At 60.4% G+C, this 20,672-nt stretch carries 18 protein-coding genes and 1 pseudogene; 16 read left to right on the plus strand and 3 right to left on the minus strand.

What is annotated here, in order from left to right:
• Window positions 1–3: 3 nt before the first annotated feature.
• Window positions 4–606 carry a DUF924 family protein gene (locus FGA82_RS12005; protein ID WP_141127236.1) on the plus strand — a complete coding sequence of 201 codons (603 nt, stop codon included), beginning with the start codon at window positions 4–6 and terminating at the stop codon, window positions 604–606.
• 195 nt (window positions 607–801) lie between these two features.
• Here FGA82_RS12005 and FGA82_RS32855 read toward each other — a convergent pair whose 3' ends face one another.
• The gene (locus tag FGA82_RS32855) at window positions 802–1,566 is read right to left on the minus strand and encodes a methyl-accepting chemotaxis protein (RefSeq protein WP_371850962.1); all 765 of its coding nucleotides are present in this window, start codon (window positions 1,564–1,566) and stop codon (window positions 802–804) included.
• 93 nt (window positions 1,567–1,659) lie between these two features.
• A pseudogene (locus FGA82_RS32860) lies at window positions 1,660–2,694 on the minus strand (HAMP domain-containing protein); the annotation flags it as partial.
• A gap of 281 nt (window positions 2,695–2,975) precedes the next feature.
• On the opposite strand from FGA82_RS32860, the gene FGA82_RS12015 reads away from it, so the two are divergent.
• Both FGA82_RS12015 and FGA82_RS12020 read left to right on the plus strand, forming a co-directional pair.
• Window positions 2,976–3,230, plus strand: coding sequence for a hypothetical protein (locus FGA82_RS12015; protein WP_003220802.1), 255 nt, complete (start codon window positions 2,976–2,978; stop codon window positions 3,228–3,230).
• A 30-nt stretch (window positions 3,231–3,260) separates the two neighbouring features.
• A complete protein-coding gene (locus tag FGA82_RS12020; RefSeq protein WP_093430049.1) occupies window positions 3,261–3,830 on the plus strand; it encodes a lipocalin family protein in 570 nt (189 codons plus the stop codon).
• A gap of 122 nt (window positions 3,831–3,952) precedes the next feature.
• On the opposite strand, the gene FGA82_RS12025 is transcribed toward FGA82_RS12020, so the two are convergent.
• Complete coding sequence (locus FGA82_RS12025; RefSeq protein ID WP_141127238.1) at window positions 3,953–5,317, minus strand: formimidoylglutamate deiminase; 1,365 nt, start codon at window positions 5,315–5,317, stop codon at window positions 3,953–3,955.
• Between the two features lie 146 nt (window positions 5,318–5,463).
• On the opposite strand from FGA82_RS12025, the gene hutC reads away from it, so the two are divergent.
• From hutC to dtd, 13 genes are all read left to right on the plus strand, one after another.
• On the plus strand, window positions 5,464–6,174 hold the full coding sequence (gene hutC / locus FGA82_RS12030; protein ID WP_162130175.1) for a histidine utilization repressor: 711 nt from the start codon (window positions 5,464–5,466) through the stop codon (window positions 6,172–6,174).
• Window positions 6,171–6,740, plus strand: coding sequence for a HutD/Ves family protein (locus tag FGA82_RS12035; protein ID WP_141127239.1), 570 nt, complete (start codon window positions 6,171–6,173; stop codon window positions 6,738–6,740). The genes hutC and FGA82_RS12035 overlap by 4 nt, the downstream gene beginning before the upstream one ends.
• A gap of 481 nt (window positions 6,741–7,221) precedes the next feature.
• Window positions 7,222–8,904 carry a urocanate hydratase gene (hutU, locus tag FGA82_RS12040; protein ID WP_141127240.1) on the plus strand — a complete coding sequence of 561 codons (1,683 nt, stop codon included), beginning with the start codon at window positions 7,222–7,224 and terminating at the stop codon, window positions 8,902–8,904.
• A 122-nt stretch (window positions 8,905–9,026) separates the two neighbouring features.
• Window positions 9,027–10,499, plus strand: a complete 1,473-nt coding sequence (locus tag FGA82_RS12045; RefSeq protein WP_141127241.1) for a purine-cytosine permease family protein — start codon at window positions 9,027–9,029, stop codon at window positions 10,497–10,499.
• Window positions 10,500–10,568: 69 nt separating this feature from the next.
• Complete coding sequence (locus tag FGA82_RS12050; protein ID WP_141127242.1) at window positions 10,569–11,537, plus strand: ABC transporter substrate-binding protein; 969 nt, start codon at window positions 10,569–10,571, stop codon at window positions 11,535–11,537.
• An 83-nt stretch (window positions 11,538–11,620) separates the two neighbouring features.
• Window positions 11,621–12,472, plus strand: coding sequence for an ABC transporter permease (locus FGA82_RS12055; RefSeq protein WP_007949591.1), 852 nt, complete (start codon window positions 11,621–11,623; stop codon window positions 12,470–12,472).
• Window positions 12,469–13,299, plus strand: coding sequence for a quaternary amine ABC transporter ATP-binding protein (locus FGA82_RS12060; protein WP_034153058.1), 831 nt, complete (start codon window positions 12,469–12,471; stop codon window positions 13,297–13,299). The genes FGA82_RS12055 and FGA82_RS12060 overlap by 4 nt, the downstream gene beginning before the upstream one ends.
• Window positions 13,300–13,432: 133 nt before the next feature.
• Window positions 13,433–14,956, plus strand: a complete 1,524-nt coding sequence (locus FGA82_RS12065) for an HAL/PAL/TAL family ammonia-lyase (protein WP_141127243.1) — start codon at window positions 13,433–13,435, stop codon at window positions 14,954–14,956.
• A 116-nt stretch (window positions 14,957–15,072) separates the two neighbouring features.
• Window positions 15,073–16,605 carry a histidine ammonia-lyase gene (gene hutH / locus FGA82_RS12070; RefSeq protein WP_141127244.1) on the plus strand — a complete coding sequence of 511 codons (1,533 nt, stop codon included), beginning with the start codon at window positions 15,073–15,075 and terminating at the stop codon, window positions 16,603–16,605.
• Between the two features lie 136 nt (window positions 16,606–16,741).
• Window positions 16,742–17,947 (plus strand): imidazolonepropionase, encoded by a 1,206-nt coding sequence (hutI, locus tag FGA82_RS12075; RefSeq protein ID WP_141127245.1) that lies wholly within the window; start codon window positions 16,742–16,744, stop codon window positions 17,945–17,947.
• Window positions 17,948–17,957: 10 nt separating this feature from the next.
• Window positions 17,958–18,761, plus strand: coding sequence for an N-formylglutamate deformylase (gene hutG / locus FGA82_RS12080; protein ID WP_141127246.1), 804 nt, complete (start codon window positions 17,958–17,960; stop codon window positions 18,759–18,761).
• 251 nt (window positions 18,762–19,012) lie between these two features.
• Complete coding sequence (gene pip / locus FGA82_RS12085; protein WP_141127247.1) at window positions 19,013–19,984, plus strand: prolyl aminopeptidase; 972 nt, start codon at window positions 19,013–19,015, stop codon at window positions 19,982–19,984.
• Window positions 19,981–20,418 carry a D-aminoacyl-tRNA deacylase gene (dtd, locus tag FGA82_RS12090; RefSeq protein WP_141127248.1) on the plus strand — a complete coding sequence of 146 codons (438 nt, stop codon included), beginning with the start codon at window positions 19,981–19,983 and terminating at the stop codon, window positions 20,416–20,418. The genes pip and dtd overlap by 4 nt, the downstream gene beginning before the upstream one ends.
• Window positions 20,419–20,672 lie beyond the last annotated feature (254 nt).

Consider the following 20,672-nt stretch of genomic DNA (forward strand, 5'->3'; position numbering starts at 1 on the left):
ATCATGACCGCGCCCTGGCAGCCGTTGCTCGACTGGTGGTTCGGACAAGCCGAATCACCGGACGACATTTCGGCTGACAAGGGCATGTTGTGGTTCGGTAAGCGAGACAGCCAAGACCTCGAAGCGCGTGAGCGTTTCGGGGTCTTTGTCGATCAGGCCCTGGCCGGCGAATTGACCGAGTGGACGCAACGTCCCGAAGGTTGGCTGGCCGTGGTGCTATTGCTCGATCAACTGCCGCGAATGATCTATCGCGACACCCCCAAAGCGTTTTCCGGTGATCTGTGCGCGCAGAAACTCGTCGCCCAAGGTATTGCGGCGGATTTTGATCGGCAGTTGAAGCCGATCCAGCGTGTGTTCATTTATCTGGTGTTCGAGCACTGCGAGAATCTTGCGGTGCAGAATGAGGCGGTTTCCAGATTTATTGAGCTGGTGGCGGAACAGCCGGAAGGTGAGCGGGCGGTGTTTGCCGACAATCTGGATTATGCCGAGCGGCATCAGAAGGTGATTGCACGGTTTGGCCGCTTTCCGCATCGCAATGCGGTGTTGGGGCGGGAGTCTACGGCGGAGGAGTTGGTGTTTCTTTCTGAGCCGGGGTCGCGGTTTTAAGGGCTTACCCTCACCCTAGCCCTCTCCCAGGGGAGAGGGGACTGACCGAGTTGTCTGGTCTTGATACATCGACCTGCAAACTTCGAGTCGAACTCAGGTCTCGGACATCCCCCGATCGGCTCCCTTTCCCCTCGCCCCCCTGGGGGCGGTCCGACGTTTCGGGAGGGCTGGGGTGAGGGGGTAAAGCCGTTGATCTTAAATGCGGAAACTACCCACCAATTGCTTCAACCGCGCCGCCTGCTGCTCCAGATCCGAGCACGCCCGCAACGTCGCCTGCAAGTTCTCCACACCTTCCTGATTCAGCGTGTTGATCTCGTTGATATCGACATTGATCGACTCGACCACTGCGGTCTGCTCTTCCGTCGCCGTGGCCACCGACTGGTTCATCCCGTCGATTTCGCCGATACGCTGAGTCACGCTGCCCAACCGCTCGCCGGCCTGGTTGGCGATGCCGACGCTGCTTTCGCTCTCGCGCTGGCTCTCGGTCATGATGCTGACAGCCTGACGCGCGCCGACTTGCAGCTCTTCGATCATCTTCTGCACTTGCTGCGCCGAATCCTGGGTGCGGTGCGCGAGGTTACGCACTTCATCGGCGACCACGGCGAAACCGCGCCCGGCCTCACCGGCACGCGCGGCTTCGATTGCGGCGTTGAGTGCGAGCAGGTTGGTCTGCTGGGAAATGCTGGTGATCACTTCGAGAATCTGGCCGATGTTCACCGTGTTGCTGTTCAGGGTTTCGATGTTGCCGCACGAATCGCTGATCTTCGCCGACAGCTGCTGCATGGCCTGAATAGTTTTATCCACTACCTGTTGACCGTCCACCGCGAGGCTGCGTGCATCGCTCGAATGCTGCGAAGCCAGGGCGGCGTTCTGGGCGATTTCCTGCGCGGCGGCGCCGAGTTGGTTGATCGCGGCGGCGACGCTGTTGGTGCGGGTGGCTTGCTGATCCGAGTTGTACATCGACGAGTTCGACGCCGCGACTACGCGCAGGGCGACTTCGTTGACCTGGCCGGTGGCGGAGGACACTTCACGGATCGAGGTGTGAATACGTTCGACGAAGCGGTTGAACGAGGTGCCCAGCGCGCCGAATTCGTCGTTGCCGTGAATTACCAGACGTTTGGTCAAATCGCCTTCACCTTCGGCGATGTCGTGCATCGCGCGGCCCATGGTCAGCAACGGTTGCATCAGCACGCGGATGAGCATGCCGAGCAGGGCGATGATGATCACCACGGCAATGACCATGGCGATCAGCGCCGAGGTGCGGAATTCGCTGAGCATCGAGAACGCGGTGTCTTTATCGAGCACCAGCGCCACGTACCAGTCGGCCGACGGCACGCCGTTGACGCGGGTGAAGGAGATCAGTTGGGTCTTGCCGTCGAACTCGACTTCTTTCAGGCCCGGGCTGACTTTCGGCGCGCCGTTTGGATAGGCTTCGGCGAGAGTCTTGAGCACCAGTTTGCTGTCCGGGTGGATCAGGATTTTGCCCTCGCTGCTGACGATGAACGCGTGGCCGTGACCGCCGAAGTTCAGCGAATTGATGATCGCGCTGACGCTGGTCAGGTCGATGTCGGCACCGGCGACGCCGAGCATCTGGCCCTGGCGCTGCACTGGCGTGGCGACGGTGATCACCAGTTTGCCCGAGGAGGCGGCGATGTACGGTTCAGTGACGATGGTCTGCTGTGCGCTGTTGGCCGCTTTGTACCAGCCACGTGCGCGTGGATCGTAGTCCGGCGCGCGGTTGCCGGCTGGTACCGAGAACATCACGCCGTCGGCGCCGCCGAAATAGCTGAGCTGGAAATTGCCGGTGTAGGCGGGCAGATCAATGATGCGTTTCAGGCTGGCCGGGGCGTTGCCATCGACGGCCACTTGCTGCGACAGCGATTGCAGCAATTGAATGCGGCTTTCCAGCCAGGTCTGGATGTTGCTGGTGGTCAGGCTGCCCAGCCCCTGCATCGAGGCTTCGGTGCTGCTGCTCAGGGCTTCGCGCTGTCGATAGTCGTTGAAGAAAATGAAACAGGCGAACGCAACGGCCACCACGAGGGCGGCAGCCAACAAGATCTTGTGGCTGAATTTCATGTTTCTGGTCATCGAATGAACTACCGCGAAGGGGCTGGTCAAGAAAGGGCGGCAATTTGCCACACTCGGGGGCTTTGCGCTGCTCTTATTTCGACCGCGGCGCGCCAAAGATTAGGCGTCTTTGGTGAAATGCGACGAAATGCTCAATAGCCCTACAAAGTGTCTGATTTATTGGCAAATGCCAGACGGGCGGGCTAATAAATAGCCGTTCCTCCACGGAACCAGATGAGGGTTTTCTCTTCTAAGCTTCTGGTTGGCACCATGCCATCCCCCCTCGTTCCAGGAGTTACACCATGTCGCTGCGATCTATCGCCCTTCTGACGTTTTGCGTGCTGTTGGCCGCATGCAGCAAGGTCAATCAGGAAAACTACTCGAAGCTCTCGGCCGGTATGGCCAAGGCCGAAGTCGAGACTCTGCTCGGCAAACCGACTGATTGCTCGGGCGCGCTCGGCATGTCCAGTTGCACTTGGGGCGACAAGAACAGCTTTATCAGCGTGCAGTACGCCGGTGACAAAGTGCTGATGTTTTCCGGCCAAGGCCTGAAGTAAACCGGGGCTTCGCGCCCACGGAGAAGAAAAATGAAGCGGTTATTGCTGATCCTTTTTGCCGGCCTGGTACTGGCCGGCTGCGCCACTTCCGGCGTCGACCCGTTGGCGCCGAAAACCGTCAACAGCGTCAATCTCAAGCGCTATCAGGGCACCTGGTACGAGCTGGCGCGCTTGCCGATGTATTTCCAGCGCAATTGCGCGCAATCCGAAGCGCATTACACCCTCAAGCCTGACGGCAATGTCGCTGTGCTCAATCGCTGCCTGACGCCGGACTGGCAGTGGGAGGAGGCCAAGGGCACGGCTTATCCACAGGTGCCGGGCAAGACCGACAAGCTCTGGGTCGAATTCGATACCTGGTTCTCGCGGCTGATTCCGGGTGTGGCGAAAGGCGAATACTGGGTGTTGTACGTCAGCGATGACTACAAGACGGCCATCGTCGGTGACCCGAGTCGCAAGTATATGTGGCTGTTGTCACGCACGCCGACCGTCAACGGTGTGGTGCGTGAAGAACTGCTGAGCAAGGCGCGTCAGCAAGGCTATGACACCACGCGCTTGATCTGGCGTGCGTCGGATCGGCAGATGGCCAAGACTTCGAATTAAGCATCGCCACCAATCAAAATGTGGGAGCGAGCTTGCTCGCGAAAGCGGTGTATCAGTCAACATTTCAGTCGACTGATACGGCCTCTTCGCGAGCAAGCTCGCTCCCGCATTTTTGTTTTGTGTCAGCCTAAAAGATCGCGCAGGACTTGGGTGAAGGCGCGTGCACTGTCTTCTTCGCCGGCATGCCGCCCACCGCGCACAACCCACTGGCCATTGACCAGCACATCGCGCACTTGGCGATCGCCACCGGCAAACAACCAGCGATTCAAAATCCCGTCGCCATTGGCCGTCGCCAGATACGGATCATTGCCATCGAGCACAATCCAGTCCGCCCGCTTGCCCACTTCCAGCGCACCGATCGGCTGCCCCAGCGCCTGCGCACCGCCATCCAGCGCCGCGTCAAACAGCGTGCGCCCGACCATCGGCTGATCCGCACCGTACAAACGGTTACGCCGCTGATCGCGCAGACGCTGGCCGTATTCCAGCCAACGCAATTCCTCCACCACGCTGAGCGACACATGGCTGTCGGAACCGATGCCCATGCGCCCACCCTGAGCGAGGAAATCCACCGCCGGAAAAATTCCGTCACCCAGATTCGCTTCAGTGGTCAGGCACAGCCCGGCGATGGCGCGACTCTTGGCCATCAAAGTGACTTCTTCCCGGTTGGCGTGGGTGGCATGCACCAGGCACCAGCGCTGATCAACTTCGGCATTTTCGTACAGCCATTGCAGTGGCCGACGACCACTCCAGCTCAGGCAGTCATCGACTTCTTTCTGCTGCTCAGCGATGTGGATGTGCACCGGGCATTGCTTGTCGCTTGCCGCCAATACGTCGCTGATCTGCTGCGGCGTGACCGCACGCAACGAGTGGAAGCACAGACCCAGCGATTGCGCCTTTTGCTGCGCGAGCAATGGTTGCAAACGTGATTGCAAATTCAGGTAATTTTCGGTGCTGTTGATAAAGCGACGCTGGCCGTCATTCGGCGCCTGGCCGCCAAAACCGGAGTGGCTGTAGAGCACTGGCAGCAGGGTCAGACCGATGCCGCTTTGGCTCGCGGCCTGACTGATGCGCAACGCCAGTTCAGCCGGATCGGCATACGGCTGACCGTTGCTGTCGTGGTGCACGTAATGAAATTCCGCCACCGATGTGTAACCGGCCTTGAGCATTTCGATGTACAGCTGACGGGCAATGACCCCGAGCTGATCCGGGCTGATTTTTCCGACGAGCCGATACATCAGATCGCGCCACGTCCAGAAACTGTCATTCGGATTACCGGCCACTTCGGCCAGACCCGCCATCGCTCGCTGGAAGGCGTGGGAGTGCAGATTAGGCATACCCGGCAGCAGCGGGCCGCTCAGCCGTTCGGCGCCATCTGCGGTGGAATCGGCCTGGATTTGGGTCAGCAAGCCGTCGGCGCTGACTTCAAGACGTACATTGTTGGCCCATCCGTTAGGCAGCAGCGCGCGTTCGGCAAAGAAGGCGGACATGGTTCAGCACCCCATCGTGTGTTATTTGTATATACATATACAGACGTTTGCCTGCCCGGTAAACTCCGGCAAGCTAGCCACTTTCATCCAATGAACAGGGATCCACCGTGCCGACTCCGCCTCCAGTCTCCCCGTTGGCCGCGAACATGGGCGACAGTCCGGCGCCCTTGTACGCCCGCGTCAAACAGATGATCACCCAGCAGATCGACAGCGGAAACTGGCCGCCGCACTACCGCGTGCCGTCCGAGAGCGAGCTGGTCAATCAACTCGGTTTCAGCCGCATGACCATCAATCGCGCACTGCGCGAGATGACCGCCGACGGCCTGTTGGTGCGCATGCAAGGTGTCGGCACGTTTGTCGCCGAACCGAAAAGCCAGTCCGCGCTGTTCGAAGTGCATAACATCGCCGACGAAATCGCCTCCCGTGGCCATCGCCACACCTGCCAGGTCATCACCCTCGAAGAAGAAGCCGCCGGTTCCGAGCGCGCGCTGGCGCTGGACATGCGCGAAGGGCAGAAGGTCTTCCACTCGCTGATCGTGCATTACGAAAACGACATTCCGGTGCAAATCGAAGACCGTTTCGTCAACGCGCTGGTCGCCCCGGAATACCTCAAGCAGGATTTCACCCTGCAAACGCCGTACGCCTATCTCAATCAGGTCGCGCCGCTGACCGAAGGCGAGCATGTGGTTGAAGCGATCCTCGCTGAGTCGTCCGAATGCAAGTTGCTGCAGATTGAAAAGGGCGAGCCGTGCTTGTTGATTCGTCGCCGCACGTGGTCGGGCCGTCAACCGGTGACCGCTGCTCGACTGATTCACCCAGGTTCCCGTCATCGTCTGGAAGGGCGGTTCCATAAATGAGTGCACTTAAGGTTTTACGCGCCGAGGGATACCCGCGCATGCCGTGGAAAAACGGCGGCGGCAGTACCGAAGAAATCACCCGTGACGCGGGGGCTGGTCTTGATGGTTTCGGTTGGCGCCTGTCGATTGCCGACATCGCCGAGTCCGGCGGCTTCTCGACCTTCGCCGGTTACCAGCGAGTGATTACGGTATTGCAGGGTGACGGCATGACCCTGTGCGTTGATGGCGACGATACGCGGCCGCTGTTACCGCTCGACCCGTTTGCCTTCAGCGGGGAAAGCCAGGTCTCGTGCACTTTACTTGGTGGCGCGATTCGCGACTTCAACCTGATCTATGCGCCGCAGCGTTACAGCGCGCGGTTGCAGTGGCTTGAAGGTGAACAGCGGTTTTTCAGCTCGGCGGGGACGGTGCTGGTGTTCAGTGTCAGTGAGTTGCTGGAAGTACAGGTTGGTGACGCCGTTTCGCAACTCGGTCGCCATGATTGCCTGCAACTGGACGGTAACGCCGGACTGGTTGAAGTCACCACCAATGCCGCTTGCTGCGTGATCGAGCTGACTGCGCGCTAGTTAATCCTCCCCACTGATCGTTCCCACGCTCTGCGTGGGAATGCATCCCGTGACGCTCTGCGTCACCTCCATCGAAGCGGACGCGGAGCGTCCATGGCGGCGTTACCACGCAGAGCGTGGGAACGATCAGGTCCTGTTTCCATCCTCGCACCACTTTGTTACCGAACGCCCCAGCGTGGCGCAAAACCACGCTCATCTAACCAAGCCCCAACCACACAAATTCTCTCCGCGAAAAAATTCATCCACGCCCCAACCCTTGATTCAGGCGCTCTCCAGCCCTGCCCGCGATTTTTCTTGAATGCCGCTCCAACAAGTTGGCCGCTTGATTGCATATGCTTGTATGTACAAGTAAAGACGTATGCGTATGAGTCGCTCGAGACTCTCCGCAGCGTCCACTGATTCGCTTGTCGCGCAGCGAAGCGCACAGGCTGCTTGCCCACTGCCAGGGTTGGTTTGAATTGATCGCTGAGGAGTCTTTTTCGTGACTGACAATAAGCCTACAAAGTTTCGCAACGTTGAGATCCGCGCCGCACGCGGCAACAAGCTGACCGCCAAGAGCTGGCTGACCGAAGCGCCGCTGCGCATGCTGATGAACAACCTCGACCCGGAAGTCGCCGAGAACCCGAAAGAACTGGTGGTTTACGGGGGTATCGGTCGCGCCGCGCGTAACTGGGAGTGCTACGACAAGATCGTCGAAAGCCTGACCAACCTGAATGACGACGAGACCCTGCTGGTGCAATCCGGTAAGCCGGTCGGCGTGTTCAAGACCCACAGCAACGCCCCGCGCGTACTGATCGCCAACTCCAACCTGGTGCCGCACTGGGCTAGCTGGGAACACTTCAACGAACTCGACGCCAAAGGCCTGGCCATGTACGGCCAGATGACCGCCGGCAGCTGGATCTACATCGGCAGCCAGGGCATCGTTCAAGGCACTTACGAAACCTTCGTTGAGGCCGGTCGCCAGCACTACAACGACAACCTCACCGGCAAGTGGGTTTTGACTGCCGGTCTGGGCGGTATGGGCGGCGCACAGCCTCTGGCCGCCACCCTGGCCGGCGCCTGCTCGCTGAACATCGAATGCCAGCAAGTCAGCATCGATTTCCGTCTGAAAAGCCGTTACGTCGACGAGCAAGCCAAAGACCTCGACGACGCGCTGGCACGCATCGACAAATACACCAAGGAAGGCAAGGCGATCTCCATCGCGCTGCTGGGCAACGCCGCAGAAATCCTCCCGGAACTGGTCAAGCGCGGCATACGCCCGGACATGGTCACCGACCAGACCAGCGCCCACGACCCGCTCAACGGTTACCTGCCAGCCGGCTGGACCTGGGACGAATACCGCGCCCGCGCCAAGACCGAACCGGCTGCTGTAATCAAAGCCGCCAAGCAGTCGATGGCCGTGCACGTCAAAGCGATGCTGGAATTCCAGAAGCAAGGCATTCCGACCTTCGACTACGGCAACAACATCCGTCAGATGGCGCAGGAAGAAGGCATCGAAAACGCCTTCGATTTCCCGGGTTTCGTACCGGCCTACATCCGTCCGCTGTTCTGCCGTGGCATCGGCCCGTTCCGCTGGGCTGCACTGTCGGGTGATCCGCAAGACATCTACAAAACCGACGCCAAGGTCAAAGAGCTGATCCCGGACGACGCGCACCTGCACAACTGGCTGGACATGGCCCGCGAGCGCATCAGCTTCCAGGGTCTGCCGGCACGTATCTGCTGGGTTGGCCTGGGCCTGCGCGCCAGGCTCGGTCTGGCGTTCAACGAGATGGTGCGCAGCGGTGAGCTGTCGGCGCCGATCGTGATCGGTCGCGACCACCTCGACTCCGGCTCGGTGGCTAGCCCGAACCGTGAAACCGAATCGATGCAGGATGGTTCCGACGCCGTGTCCGACTGGCCACTGCTCAACGCCCTGCTCAACACCGCGAGCGGCGCGACCTGGGTTTCCCTGCACCATGGCGGTGGCGTCGGCATGGGCTTCTCGCAGCACTCGGGCATGGTGATTGTTTGCGACGGTACGGACGAGGCGGCCGAGCGTATTGCGCGCGTGCTGCACAACGACCCGGCCACCGGCGTCATGCGTCACGCCGATGCCGGTTACCAGATCGCCATCGACTGCGCCAGGGAACAGGGCCTGAACCTGCCGATGATTACTGGCAAATAAATGCAAAACCCCTGTAGGAGCTGCCGCAGGCTGCGATCTTTTGATGTTGGTTTTTCAAGATCAAAAGATCGCAGCCTGCGGCAGCTCCTACAGAGAATCTAACAATCCACAGAGGTTGAATCATGGCTGTCAACACCGATCGTGCAAGCAACAAACCGTTGATCGAAAGGCGTTCGATTGACTACATCCCGGAAGCGGAAAGACACGGTCGTCTGTTTAGCCAATTCACCCTGTGGATGGGTGCCAACCTGCAAATCACCGCGATCGTCACCGGGGCCTTGGCCGTGGTGCTCGGCGGTGATGTGTTCTGGTCGTTGATCGGTCTGTTGATCGGTCAACTGCTCGGTGGCGGGGTGATGGCGCTGCATGCTGCGCAAGGGCCGAAGCTTGGCTTGCCGCAGATGATCTCCAGTCGCGTGCAGTTCGGCGTTTATGGCGCGGCGATCCCGATCGTTTTGGTGTGCCTGATGTACCTGGGTTTCACCGCGACGGGTACGGTGCTTTCCGGCCAGGCGCTGGGCCAGTTGTTTGGCGTTAGCGACACCGTCGGCATTCTGCTTTTCGCCAGTGTCATCGTGGTGGTCACGGTGCTCGGTTATCGGGTGATCCACTGGATCGGCCGTGTCGCCAGTGTCATCGGCGTGATCGCTTTCGTTTATCTGTTCAGCCGTCTGATCAGTCAGGTAGACGTTGGCGCACTGTTGCAAATCCGTCACTTCAGCTGGAGCAGTTTCCTGCTCGCGGTATCGCTTGCCGCGTCCTGGCAGATCGCTTTCGGCCCTTACGTGGCTGACTATTCCCGTTACCTGCCGAGCAAGACCTCGGCGGTAAAAACCTTCTTCGCCGCCGGTGCCGGTTCGGTGGTCGGCGCGCAAGTGGCGATGGTTCTTGGCGTGTTCGCCGCGGCTTCGGCCAACGGCCAGTTCGCCGGTCACGAAGTTGCCTACATCGTCGGTCTGGGTGGCACCGGTGCTACTGCTGCGCTGCTGTACTTCAGCATCGCATTCGGCAAGGTGACCATCTCGACGCTGAACTCCTACGGCAGCTTCATGTGCATCGCGACCATCATCAGTGGTTTCAAGGGGCACCTGACCGTTACGCGTATGCAGCGTCTGGTGTTCGTGCTGGTGATCGTTGGCGCAGCGACCTTGATTGCATTGCTCGGTCAGCACTCGTTCCTCGGTGCGTTCAAGTCTTTCATCCTGTTCCTGCTCGCGTTCTTCACGCCTTGGAGCGCGATCAACCTGGTCGACTACTACTGCATCACCCGCGAGCGCTACGACGTGCCGGCGCTGGCCGATCCGAACGGTCGCTACGGTCGCTGGAACATGCTCGGTATCAGCGTTTATGTGTTCGGTGTGCTGGTGCAGCTGCCGTTCATCTCCACCAAGTTCTACACCGGCCCGCTGGTGGCGGCCCTCGGTGATGTGGATATTTCCTGGATCATCGGTCTGGTGCTGCCGGCCGTCGTCTACTACGTGTGCGCGAAAAAATGGCACAGCGCGGTACCCGATCAACTGATTCTGCCGGTCGAGCAGAACAGCGTTGTACAACCTAAAACAAGCGGGGCCGGACGCGCTGCGGCGCAGGCCTGATTGGACGTGGACAGGGCTGGATGCCTCTTGACTGCCGTAAGCCAATTCATGATTAGGAGCGTCACAACAATGAAATCGAACAAGACCCTGCTGACCACATTGCTGTCCATGGGCCTGTTGGCCAGTGCCGGTGCGACCCATGCCGCCGGCTGGTGCGAATCGGGCAAACCGGTGAAATTCGCCGGGCTGAACTGGGAAAGCGGCATGCTCCTGACCGACGTCCTGCAAGTGGTGCTGGAGAAAGGTTACGACTGCAAGACCGACAGCCTGCCGGGCAACTCCATCACCATGGAAAACGCCCTGAGCAGCAACGATATTCAAGTGTTCGCCGAAGAGTGGGTCGGCCGCAGCGAGGTCTGGAACAAGGCCGAGAAGGCCGGCAAGGTCGTCGGTGTCGGCGCTCCGGTAGTGGGCGCGGTGGAAGGCTGGTACGTGCCGCGCTACGTGATCGAAGGCGACGCCAAGCGCAAGCTCGAACCCAAAGCCCCTGACCTGAAAAACATCGCTGACCTGGGCAAATACGCCGCCGTGTTCAAGGACGCCGAAGAGCCGTCCAAGGGCCGTTTCTACAATTGCCCGGCCGGCTGGACTTGTGAACTCGACAACAGCGAAATGCTGAAAAGCTACGGTCTGGAAAGCAGCTACACCAACTTCCGTCCGGGGACAGGCCCGGCGCTGGATGCGGCGGTGCTGTCGAGCTACAAGCGTGGCGAGCCGATCCTGTTCTACTACTGGTCGCCAACCCCGCTGATGGGCCAGGTTGACCTGGTCAAACTCGAAGAAAAACCCGGCGTCGACAAGTCCGTGAGCATCAAGGTTGGCCTGTCCAAGACCTTCCACGAACAGGCACCGGAACTGGTCGCCGTGCTGGAAAAGGTCAACCTGCCGATCGACCTGCTGAACCAGAACCTGGGCCGCATGGCCAAGGAACGTATCGAGTCGCCAAAACTGGCGAAAATCTTCCTCAAGGAACATCCTGAGGTCTGGCATGCGTGGGTCAGTGACGACGCAGCCAAGAAAATCGACGCGGCGCTGTAGGTCGATACCTCCCGGCCAACCGAGAGGCAGGCCGGGAGATATGCCGTAAACGCTTGATTGAGATTTCTGATTGAGAGCCGCTTATGTTTCCCGAGAGCTTTACCTTTTCCATCGCCGACTGGGTCAACGGTTGGGTCGATTCGCTGGTCACCAACTACGGTGATGTGTTCCGCCATATCTCCGACACGCTGCTGTGGGCCATCGTCAACCTTGAAGGCCTGCTGCGCGCAGCGCCGTGGTGGCTGATGCTGGCGATCGTTGGTGTGGTTGCCTGGCACGCCACGCGCAAAGTCGTGACCACGGCGGTCATCGTCGGTCTGCTGTTCCTCGTCGGTGCCGTTGGCCTGTGGGACAAACTCATGCAGACGCTGGCGCTGATGATGGTCGCTACGATCATTTCGGTGTTGATCGGCATTCCGCTGGGGATTCTCTCGGCGCGCAGCAATCGCCTGCGTTCGGTGCTGATGCCGCTGCTCGACATCATGCAAACCATGCCAAGTTTCGTGTACCTGATCCCGGTGCTGATGCTGTTCGGTCTCGGCAAGGTGCCGGCGATTTTCGCCACCGTTATCTATGCCGCGCCGCCGCTGATTCGCCTGACCGATCTGGGCATCCGTCAGGTTGACGGCGAAGTGATGGAAGCCATCAATGCGTTCGGCGCCAACCGCTGGCAGCAACTGTTCGGCGTGCAATTGCCGCTGGCCCTGCCGAGCATCATGGCCGGGATCAACCAGACCACCATGATGGCCCTGTCGATGGTGGTGATCGCCTCGATGATCGGCGCCCGTGGTCTGGGCGAAGATGTGCTGGTGGGGATTCAGACCCTCAACGTCGGACGTGGTCTTGAGGCCGGTCTGGCGATCGTGATTCTCGCAGTGGTCATCGACCGCATTACTCAGGCGTACGGTCGGCCACGGCATGAGGTGAGCAAATGAGCAACGCAACCGTGAGCAAGATCGAAGTCAAAAACGTCTTCAAGATTTTCGGCAACCGTGCCAAGGACGCACTGGCCATGGTCGGCCAGGGCAAGACCAAGGATCAGGTGCTGAGCGAAACCGGTTGTGTGGTCGGCGTCAACGACCTGTCGCTGAGCATCGGCACCGGCGAGATCTTCGTGATCATGGGCCTGTCCGGTTCCGGCAAATCGACGCTGGTGCGGCACTTCAATCGGCTGATCGACCCGACCAGCGGCGCGATCCTCGTCGACGGCGTGGACATCCTGCAATACGACATGGACGCCCTGCGCGAATTTCGCCGGCACAAGATCAGCATGGTGTTCCAGAGCTTCGGCCTGCTGCCGCACAAGAGCGTGCTCGACAACGTCGCCTACGGCCTGAAAGTCCGTGGCGAGAGCAAGCAAATGTGCTCGGAGCGCGCGCTGCACTGGATCAACACCGTGGGCCTCAAAGGCTACGAAAACAAATATCCGCACCAGCTCTCCGGCGGCATGCGTCAGCGCGTCGGCCTGGCCCGCGCTTTGGCGGCAGACACCGACATCATCCTCATGGATGAGGCGTTCAGCGCCTTGGATCCGCTGATCCGCGCGGAGATGCAGGACCAGTTGCTGGAGCTGCAAAAGACTTTGCACAAGACCATCGTCTTCATCACCCACGACCTCGACGAGGCGGTGCGTATCGGCAACCGCATTGCGATTCTCAAGGATGGCCGGCTGATTCAGGTCGGCACGCCGCGCGAGATTCTGCATTCGCCGGCGGATGAGTATGTTGACCGGTTTGTGCAGCGGCGGGCGGCGGTGGTCTAACAGACTTGCGGTGAGGCTGCCGGCCCCTTCGCGAGCAAGCTCGCTCCCACAGGAGACCGCATTCCAATGTGGGAGCGAGCTTGCTCGCGAAGGGGCCGGCAGAGCTGCATCAATATTACGGTTGAGGTTTTAGATGTCCCAGGCTGAAAAAATCGTTATCACCGGCGCCCCTCTGCGTTGGCAGGACTTGGTCGCCGTTGCCCGTCATGGCGCGCTTCTGGAACTGTCCAGCGACACCTGGGCGCGCATCGAAAACGCCCAAGGCATCGTCCAGCGCATCGTCGCAAGCGGCGAGCGCGCCTATGGCGTCAACACCGGTCTGGGCGGTTTGTCCAACGTCTCGCTGCAAGACGAACAACTCAGCCAGCTCTCGCGCAACACCTTGCTCAGCCACGCCTGCGGCGTCGGCCCGGTCCTTGCCGACGAGCAGACCCGCGCGATCATCTGCGCCGCCATTCACAACTACAGCCACGGCAAATCCGGCATTCACCGGCGCGTTGTCGAAGCGCTGCTGGCGCTGCTCAATCGCGGAATTACCCCGCAAGTGCCGTCGCAAGGCTCGGTCGGTTACCTGACCCACATGGCGCACATCGGCATCGCGTTGCTCGGCGTCGGTAATGTCAGCTATCGCGGGCAGATCACCTCGGCGCAACAGGCGTTGGCCGAAGAAGGTCTGCAAGCGGTGCAACTCGGCGCGAAGGACGGTTTGTGCCTGGTCAACGGCACGCCGTGCATGACCGGCCTCAGCTGTCTGGCGATTGCCGATGCGACGCGTCTGGTGCAGTGGGCCGACGTCATCGGCGCCATGAGCTTCGAAGCCCAGCGCGGCCAGATCGATGCGTTCGATGCCGAGATCATCGCGCTGAAACCGCATCCGGGCATGCAGCAGGTCGGCATCAATCTGCGCGCGTTGCTCGATGGCAGTGAAGTGATTGCGTCGAGCAAGGGCATTCGTACTCAGGATGCGCTGAGCATTCGTTCGATTCCGCAGGTGCACGGCGCCGCTCGCGATCAACTGCAACATGCGATCAAACAAGTCGAGGCCGAACTCAATGGCTGCACCGACAACCCGCTGTTGCTCGGCACGCCGGACAACTTCCGCGTCATGTCGCAAGCCAACCCGCACGGCCAGTCGGTGGCAATGGCAGCCGATCTGCTGGCGATTGCCATGGCCGAAATCGGCTCGATTGCCGAGCGTCGCCTCGACCGTTTGGTGAACCCGCACGTCAGCGGTCTGCCGGCGTTTCTGGTGGCCAATCCCGGGGTGAACTCGGGGATGATGATCGTCCAATACGTCGCCGCGTCGCTGTGTGCGGAAAACCGCCAATTGGCGCAACCGGCGGTGCTCGACAACTACATCACTTCGGGCCTGCAGGAAGACCACTTGAGCATGGGCACCAACGCTGCGCTCAAGCTGCATCGCGCGCTGGAAAACTGCACGCAAATCCTCGCCATCGAGTATCTGCTGGCGGCGCAGGCGTTTGAATTTCTCAAGGAGCAGCGCTTCGGCGCGGGCACTGATCGCGCGTGGCGACTGCTGCGCGGAACGGTTCCGGCCTACGATCAGGATCGCTGGCTGGCGCCGGACATCGCTGCCGCTGCGAGCGTGTTGAAAAACACGAATCTGCCGCACAACGTTTTACCGAATTTGCACTGACCAATACCCACGCCAGCGTGCCAAGGCGCGACTCCCCAAAAGGCGAGACGCGACGGACAACGGACATCTCCGGAGCGTCTGGCGAGTTAATAACAAACTCTCAAAAGGAGCACAAAATGACTGCGCTGAACCTGATTCCCGGCCAACTGAGCCTGGCCCAACTGCGTGACGTCTACCTCAACCCGGTCAAGCTGACACTCGACAACAGCGCATCGCAGCAGATCGAAGCCAGCGTCGCCTGTGTCGAGCAGATCCTCGCCGAGAATCGCACCGCGTACGGCATCAACACTGGTTTCGGCTTGCTCGCTTCGACGCGCATCGCCAGTGAAGACCTGGAAAACCTGCAGCGCTCGCTGGTGTTGTCCCACGCCGCCGGTGTTGGCGTGCCGATCAGCGATGAGTTGGTGCGTCTGGTCATGGTGCTCAAGGTCAACAGCCTCAGCCGTGGTTTCTCCGGCATCCGCCGCGTGGTGATTGATGCGCTGATCGCGCTGATCAACGCCGAGGTTTATCCGCACATTCCGCTGAAAGGTTCGGTGGGCGCTTCGGGCGACCTGGCACCGTTGGCGCACATGTCGCTGGTGCTGCTGGGCGAAGGCAAGGCGCGTTACAAGGGCGAGTGGATGGAAGCTACTGAAGCTCTGAAAGTCGCCGGCCTGACGCCGCTGACTTTAGCGGCTAAAGAAGGTCTAGCGCTGCTCAACGGGACTCAGGTTTCCACCGCGTTCGCCCTGCGTGGTCTGTTTGAAGGTGAAGACTTGTTTGCCGGTGCTTTGGCGCTGGGCGGTCTGACGGTTGAAGCGGTATTGGGTTCGCGTTCGCCGTTCGATGCACGCATTCATGCGGCGCGTGGCCAGAAGGGTCAGATCGATGCGGCTGCGGCTTATCGTGATCTGCTCGGTGAGCGCAGTGAAGTCTCCGATTCGCATCAGAATTGCGAGAAGGTTCAGGATCCTTACTCGCTGCGTTGCCAGCCGCAAGTCATGGGCGCTTGCCTGACGCAGTTCCGTCAGGCGGCTGAAGTGCTGGCCGTCGAAGCTAACGCTGTATCCGATAACCCGCTGGTCTTCGCCGCTGAAGGCGACGTGATTTCCGGCGGTAACTTCCACGCTGAACCAGTGGCCATGGCCGCTGACAACATGGCGCTGGCCATCGCCGAAATCGGCTCGCTGAGCGAGCGCCGTATCTCGCTGATGATGGACAAGCACATGTCGCAACTGCCGCCGTTTCTGGTGGCCAATGGCGGCGTGAATTCCGGTTTCATGATCGCTCAGGTGACTGCAGCGGCGCTGGCCAGTGAGAACAAGGCGTTGTCCCATCCGCATTCGGTGGACAGTCTGCCGACCTCGGCCAACCAGGAAGACCACGTTTCCATGGCGCCTGCGGCTGGCAAGCGTTTGTGGGAAATGGCCGAAAACACCCGCGGGATTCTCGCGGTGGAATGGCTGGCGGCGGTGCAGGGGCTGGATCTGCGTAACGGCCTGAAGACCTCGGCGAAGCTGGAGCAGGCGCGGGCGATTCTGCGTAAGGAAGTGCCGTTCTACGAGAAGGACCGGTTCTTTGCGCCGGACATCAATGCGGCGACTGAACTGTTGGCTTCGCGGTGTTTGACTGAGCTGGTTTCGGCAAAGCTTTTGCCTAGCCTTTAACCCACCCACTGATCGTTCCCACGCTCCGCGTGGGAATGCCTCAAGGGACGCTCCGCGTCCAGTGACGCGGAGCGTCACGGGCTGCATTCCCACGCAGAGCGTGGGAACGATCACCAACCCCCAACGGAGGCCAACAGTGAAAACCCTCTGGCAACACTGCCACGTCGCAACCATGGCGCAAGGCGTCTACTCGATCATCGAGGATGCGGCCATCGTGACGTCCGGTGCGCTCATCGAGTGGATCGGCCCGCGTAATCAACTGCCCTCCGGCGAATACCCGGCGGTCAATGATCTGCAAGGCGCGTGGGTCACCCCCGGCCTGATCGACTGTCACACCCACACCGTGTTCGGCGGCAACCGCAGCGGCGAATTTGAAAAACGTCTGCAAGGCGTCAGCTATGCGGATATCGCCGCATCCGGTGGCGGCATCGCCAGCACCGTGCGCGCGACTCGCGAAGCCACTGAAGACGAGCTGTTCGCCAGCGCCGCCAAACGCCTGAAAAGCCTGATGCGCGATGGCGTGACCACGGTCGAAATGAAGTCCGGTTACGGTCTCGATCTGGTCAACGAACGCAAAATCCTCCGCGTCATCCGTCGCCTGGAAAAACAGCTGCCGATCAGCGTGCGCAGCACCTGTCTGGCCGCCCACGCGCTGCCGCCGGAGTACAAGGATCGCGCCGACGATTACATCGATCTGGTCTGCAACGAAATGCTCCCCGCGCTCGCCGCCGAAGGTCTGGTCGATGCCGTGGATGCGTTCTGCGAATACCTGGCCTTCTCGCCGGAGCAGGTCGAGCGCGTGTTTATCGCCGCGCAAAAACTCGATCTGCCGGTGAAGCTGCACGCCGAACAATTGTCCTCGCTGCACGGCTCCAGCCTCGCCGCGCGCTACAGGGCGTTGTCTGCCGATCATCTGGAGTTCATGGACGAGGCCGACGCCATCGCCATGGCCGAAGCCGATATCGTCGCCGTGCTGCTGCCGGGCGCGTTCTACTTTCTGCGCGAAACCCAGTTGCCGCCTATGGAAGCCCTGCGCAAGCACAAGGTGAAAATCGCCATCGCCAGCGACCTCAACCCCGGCACTTCGCCGGCGCTGTCGTTGCGGCTGATGCTGAACATGGCGTGCACCTGTTTCCGCATGACCCCGGAAGAAGCCCTGGCCGGCGCGACGATTCATGCTGCGCAAGCACTGGGCATGGCCGACACGCACGGTTCGCTGGAAGTCGGCAAGGTCGCGGATTTCGTTGCCTGGCACATCGATCGTCCGGCGGATCTGGCCTATTGGCTCGGTGGTGATCTGGATAAACGCGTCGTCCGTCACGGCGTCGAATCAAGTCTGTAGGAGAGCGGTTGTGGATAAGGTTCTGAACTTCAAACAAGGTCGCGTGCCGTTGCTGATCAGCATGCCCCACGCTGGCGTGCGCCTGACGCCGGCGGTGGACGCCGGGTTGATCGCGGACGCGAAAAGCCTGCCGGACACTGACTGGCACATTCCGCAGCTGTACGACTTTGCCGAGGAACTGGGCGCGAGCACGTTGGCGGCTGAGTACTCGCGGTTTGTCATCGATCTGAATCGACCGTCCGACGACAAACCGCTGTACGCCGGGGCGACCACCGGGCTGTACCCGGCGACGTTGTTCGATGGCATTCCGTTGTTCCGCGAAGGGCACGAGCCGTCGAAGGAAGAACGCGCGACGTATCTGGAGCAGATCTGGACGCCGTATCACCGCACCCTACAAGAAGAGCTGGCGCGATTGAAGGCCGAGTTCGGTTACGCGTTGCTGTTCGATGCGCACTCGATCCGTTCGATCATCCCGCACCTGTTCGACGGCAAGCTGCCGGACTTCAACCTCGGCACCTTCAACGGCGCCAGTTGTGATCCGCAACTGGCCAGTCAGCTCGAAGCAATCTGCGCCGGCCACAGCCACTACAGCCATGTGCTCAACGGCCGCTTCAAGGGTGGTCACATCACCCGGCATTACGGCAATCCGGCCGAGAACATCCACGCCGTGCAACTGGAGTTGTGCCAGAGCACCTACATGGAAGAGTTCGAACCGTTCCGCTATCGCGCCGACCTGGCCGAGCCGACGCAAGCCGTCCTCAAGGAACTGCTACAAGGCTATCTGGCCTGGGCAAAGTCTCACTACACCGGCTGATCCACCCCTGTAGGAGCTGCCGAAGGCTGCGATCTTTTGATCGTTCCCACGCTCCGCGTGGGAATGCCTCTTGGGACGCTCCGCGTCCAGTGACGCGGAGCGTCACGGGCTGCATTCCCACGCAGAGCGTGGGAACGATCAACGATCAGGCTCCGGAGCATGCTCATTGACGTAAATCGGGTTTATGATGCCCAACGGCAGAATAATAGAAGTCCCCCCAGGGATGACCTCGACCCCTTACGGAGCGCGCAATGCAGACTTTGTTTCCGCAGATCAAACCTCACGCCCGGCACGATCTGGCTGTCGATGACACCCACACGCTGTACGTCGACGAAAGCGGTTCACCGGAGGGTTTGCCGGTTGTGTTCATCCACGGCGGCCCCGGCGCCGGTTGCGACGCGCAGAGCCGGCGCTATTTCGATCCGAATCTGTATCGCATTGTCACTTTCGACCAGCGCGGTTGCGGTCGCTCCACGCCGCACGCCAGCCTGGAAAACAACACCACCTGGGATCTGGTCGCCGACCTTGAGCGCATCCGCAAACACCTGGGCATCGAAAAATGGGTGCTGTTCGGTGGCTCGTGGGGTTCGACGCTGGCGCTGGCCTACGCGCAAACTCATCCGGAACGTGTTCATGGTCTGATCCTGCGTGGGATCTTTCTCTGCCGTCCGCAGGAAATCGAGTGGTTCTATCAGGCCGGTGCCAGCCGTCTGTTCCCGGATTACTGGCAGGACTACATCGCACCGATTCCGCTGGACGAGCGCGACGACCTGCTCAGCGCTTTCCACAAACGCCTGACCGGCAACGACCAGATCGCGCAGATGCACGCGGCCAAAGCCTGGTCGACGTGGGAAGGACGCACCGCAACACTGCGACCGAACCCGCTGGTGGTCGATCGCTTCTCCGAGCCGCAGCGCGCACTGTCGATCGCGCGGATTGAATGCCATTACTTCACCAACAACGCCTTCCTTGAGCCGAACCAGCTGATTCGCGACATGGGCAAGATCGCCCATCTTCCGGGCGTGATCATTCACGGCCGTTATGACGTGATCTGCCCGCTCGACAACGCTTGGGAATTGCATCAAGCCTGGCCGAACAGCGAACTGCAGGTGATCCGCGATGCCGGCCACGCCGCGTCCGAACCGGGCATCACCGATGCACTGGTGCGTGCGGCGGGCAACATGGCTCGGCGCCTGCTCGACCTGCCGCCCGAAGAAGCATGAAGGGGCTTTTACAGCGCGTTCGCGGTGCGCGTGTCGAAGTCGCGGGTGAGGTAGTCGGGGCGGTCGATCAAGGTTTGTTGGTGCTGGTGGCGGTAGAACCCGACGACACGCGTGTCAGCGCCGACAAACTTCTGCATAAGCTGCTTAACTATCGGGTATTCAGTGACGCGGAGGGCAAGATGAACTTGTCCCTCGCCGATGTTGGCGGTGGGTTGCTGCTGGTCTCTCAGTTCACCCTCGCGGCCGACACCAAAAGCGGGTTGCGGCCGAGCTTTTCGACGGCCGCGCATCCGGCCTTGGGCGAGGAATTGTTCGACTATCTATTAAGCAGTGCGAAACAGGTGCATGGCACTGTGGCATCAGGTAGATTCGGCGCCGATATGCAGGTGCATTTGGTCAACGATGGCCCGGTTACCTTTTTGTTACAGACCTGAAAGCGCTTGAAACACCTTTTTGGGAAATTTCGACTGTTTTTAGGGTGTTTTCGCGATAAATACTTTGTTACCCCTGATGCGTTGTCATGCGGGCTACTAGATAATCGCGCGCACTGGGATCAGCGTTCGCTGATTCATTTTTGACTTAGGTAGAGACTTGTCCGGATCCGATTGGGGAATCATTTTGCCCCAGCGGAGTCGGAACAATGCTCGCCAACTTGGCAAGGGTGCTCTGGAAGGTCGGTTTTTCACTG

Origin of the sequence: Pseudomonas fluorescens, from assembly GCF_005938625.1 — a bacterium.
GTDB classification, from domain to species: Bacteria; Pseudomonadota; Gammaproteobacteria; order Pseudomonadales; family Pseudomonadaceae; genus Aquipseudomonas; species Aquipseudomonas fluorescens_BD.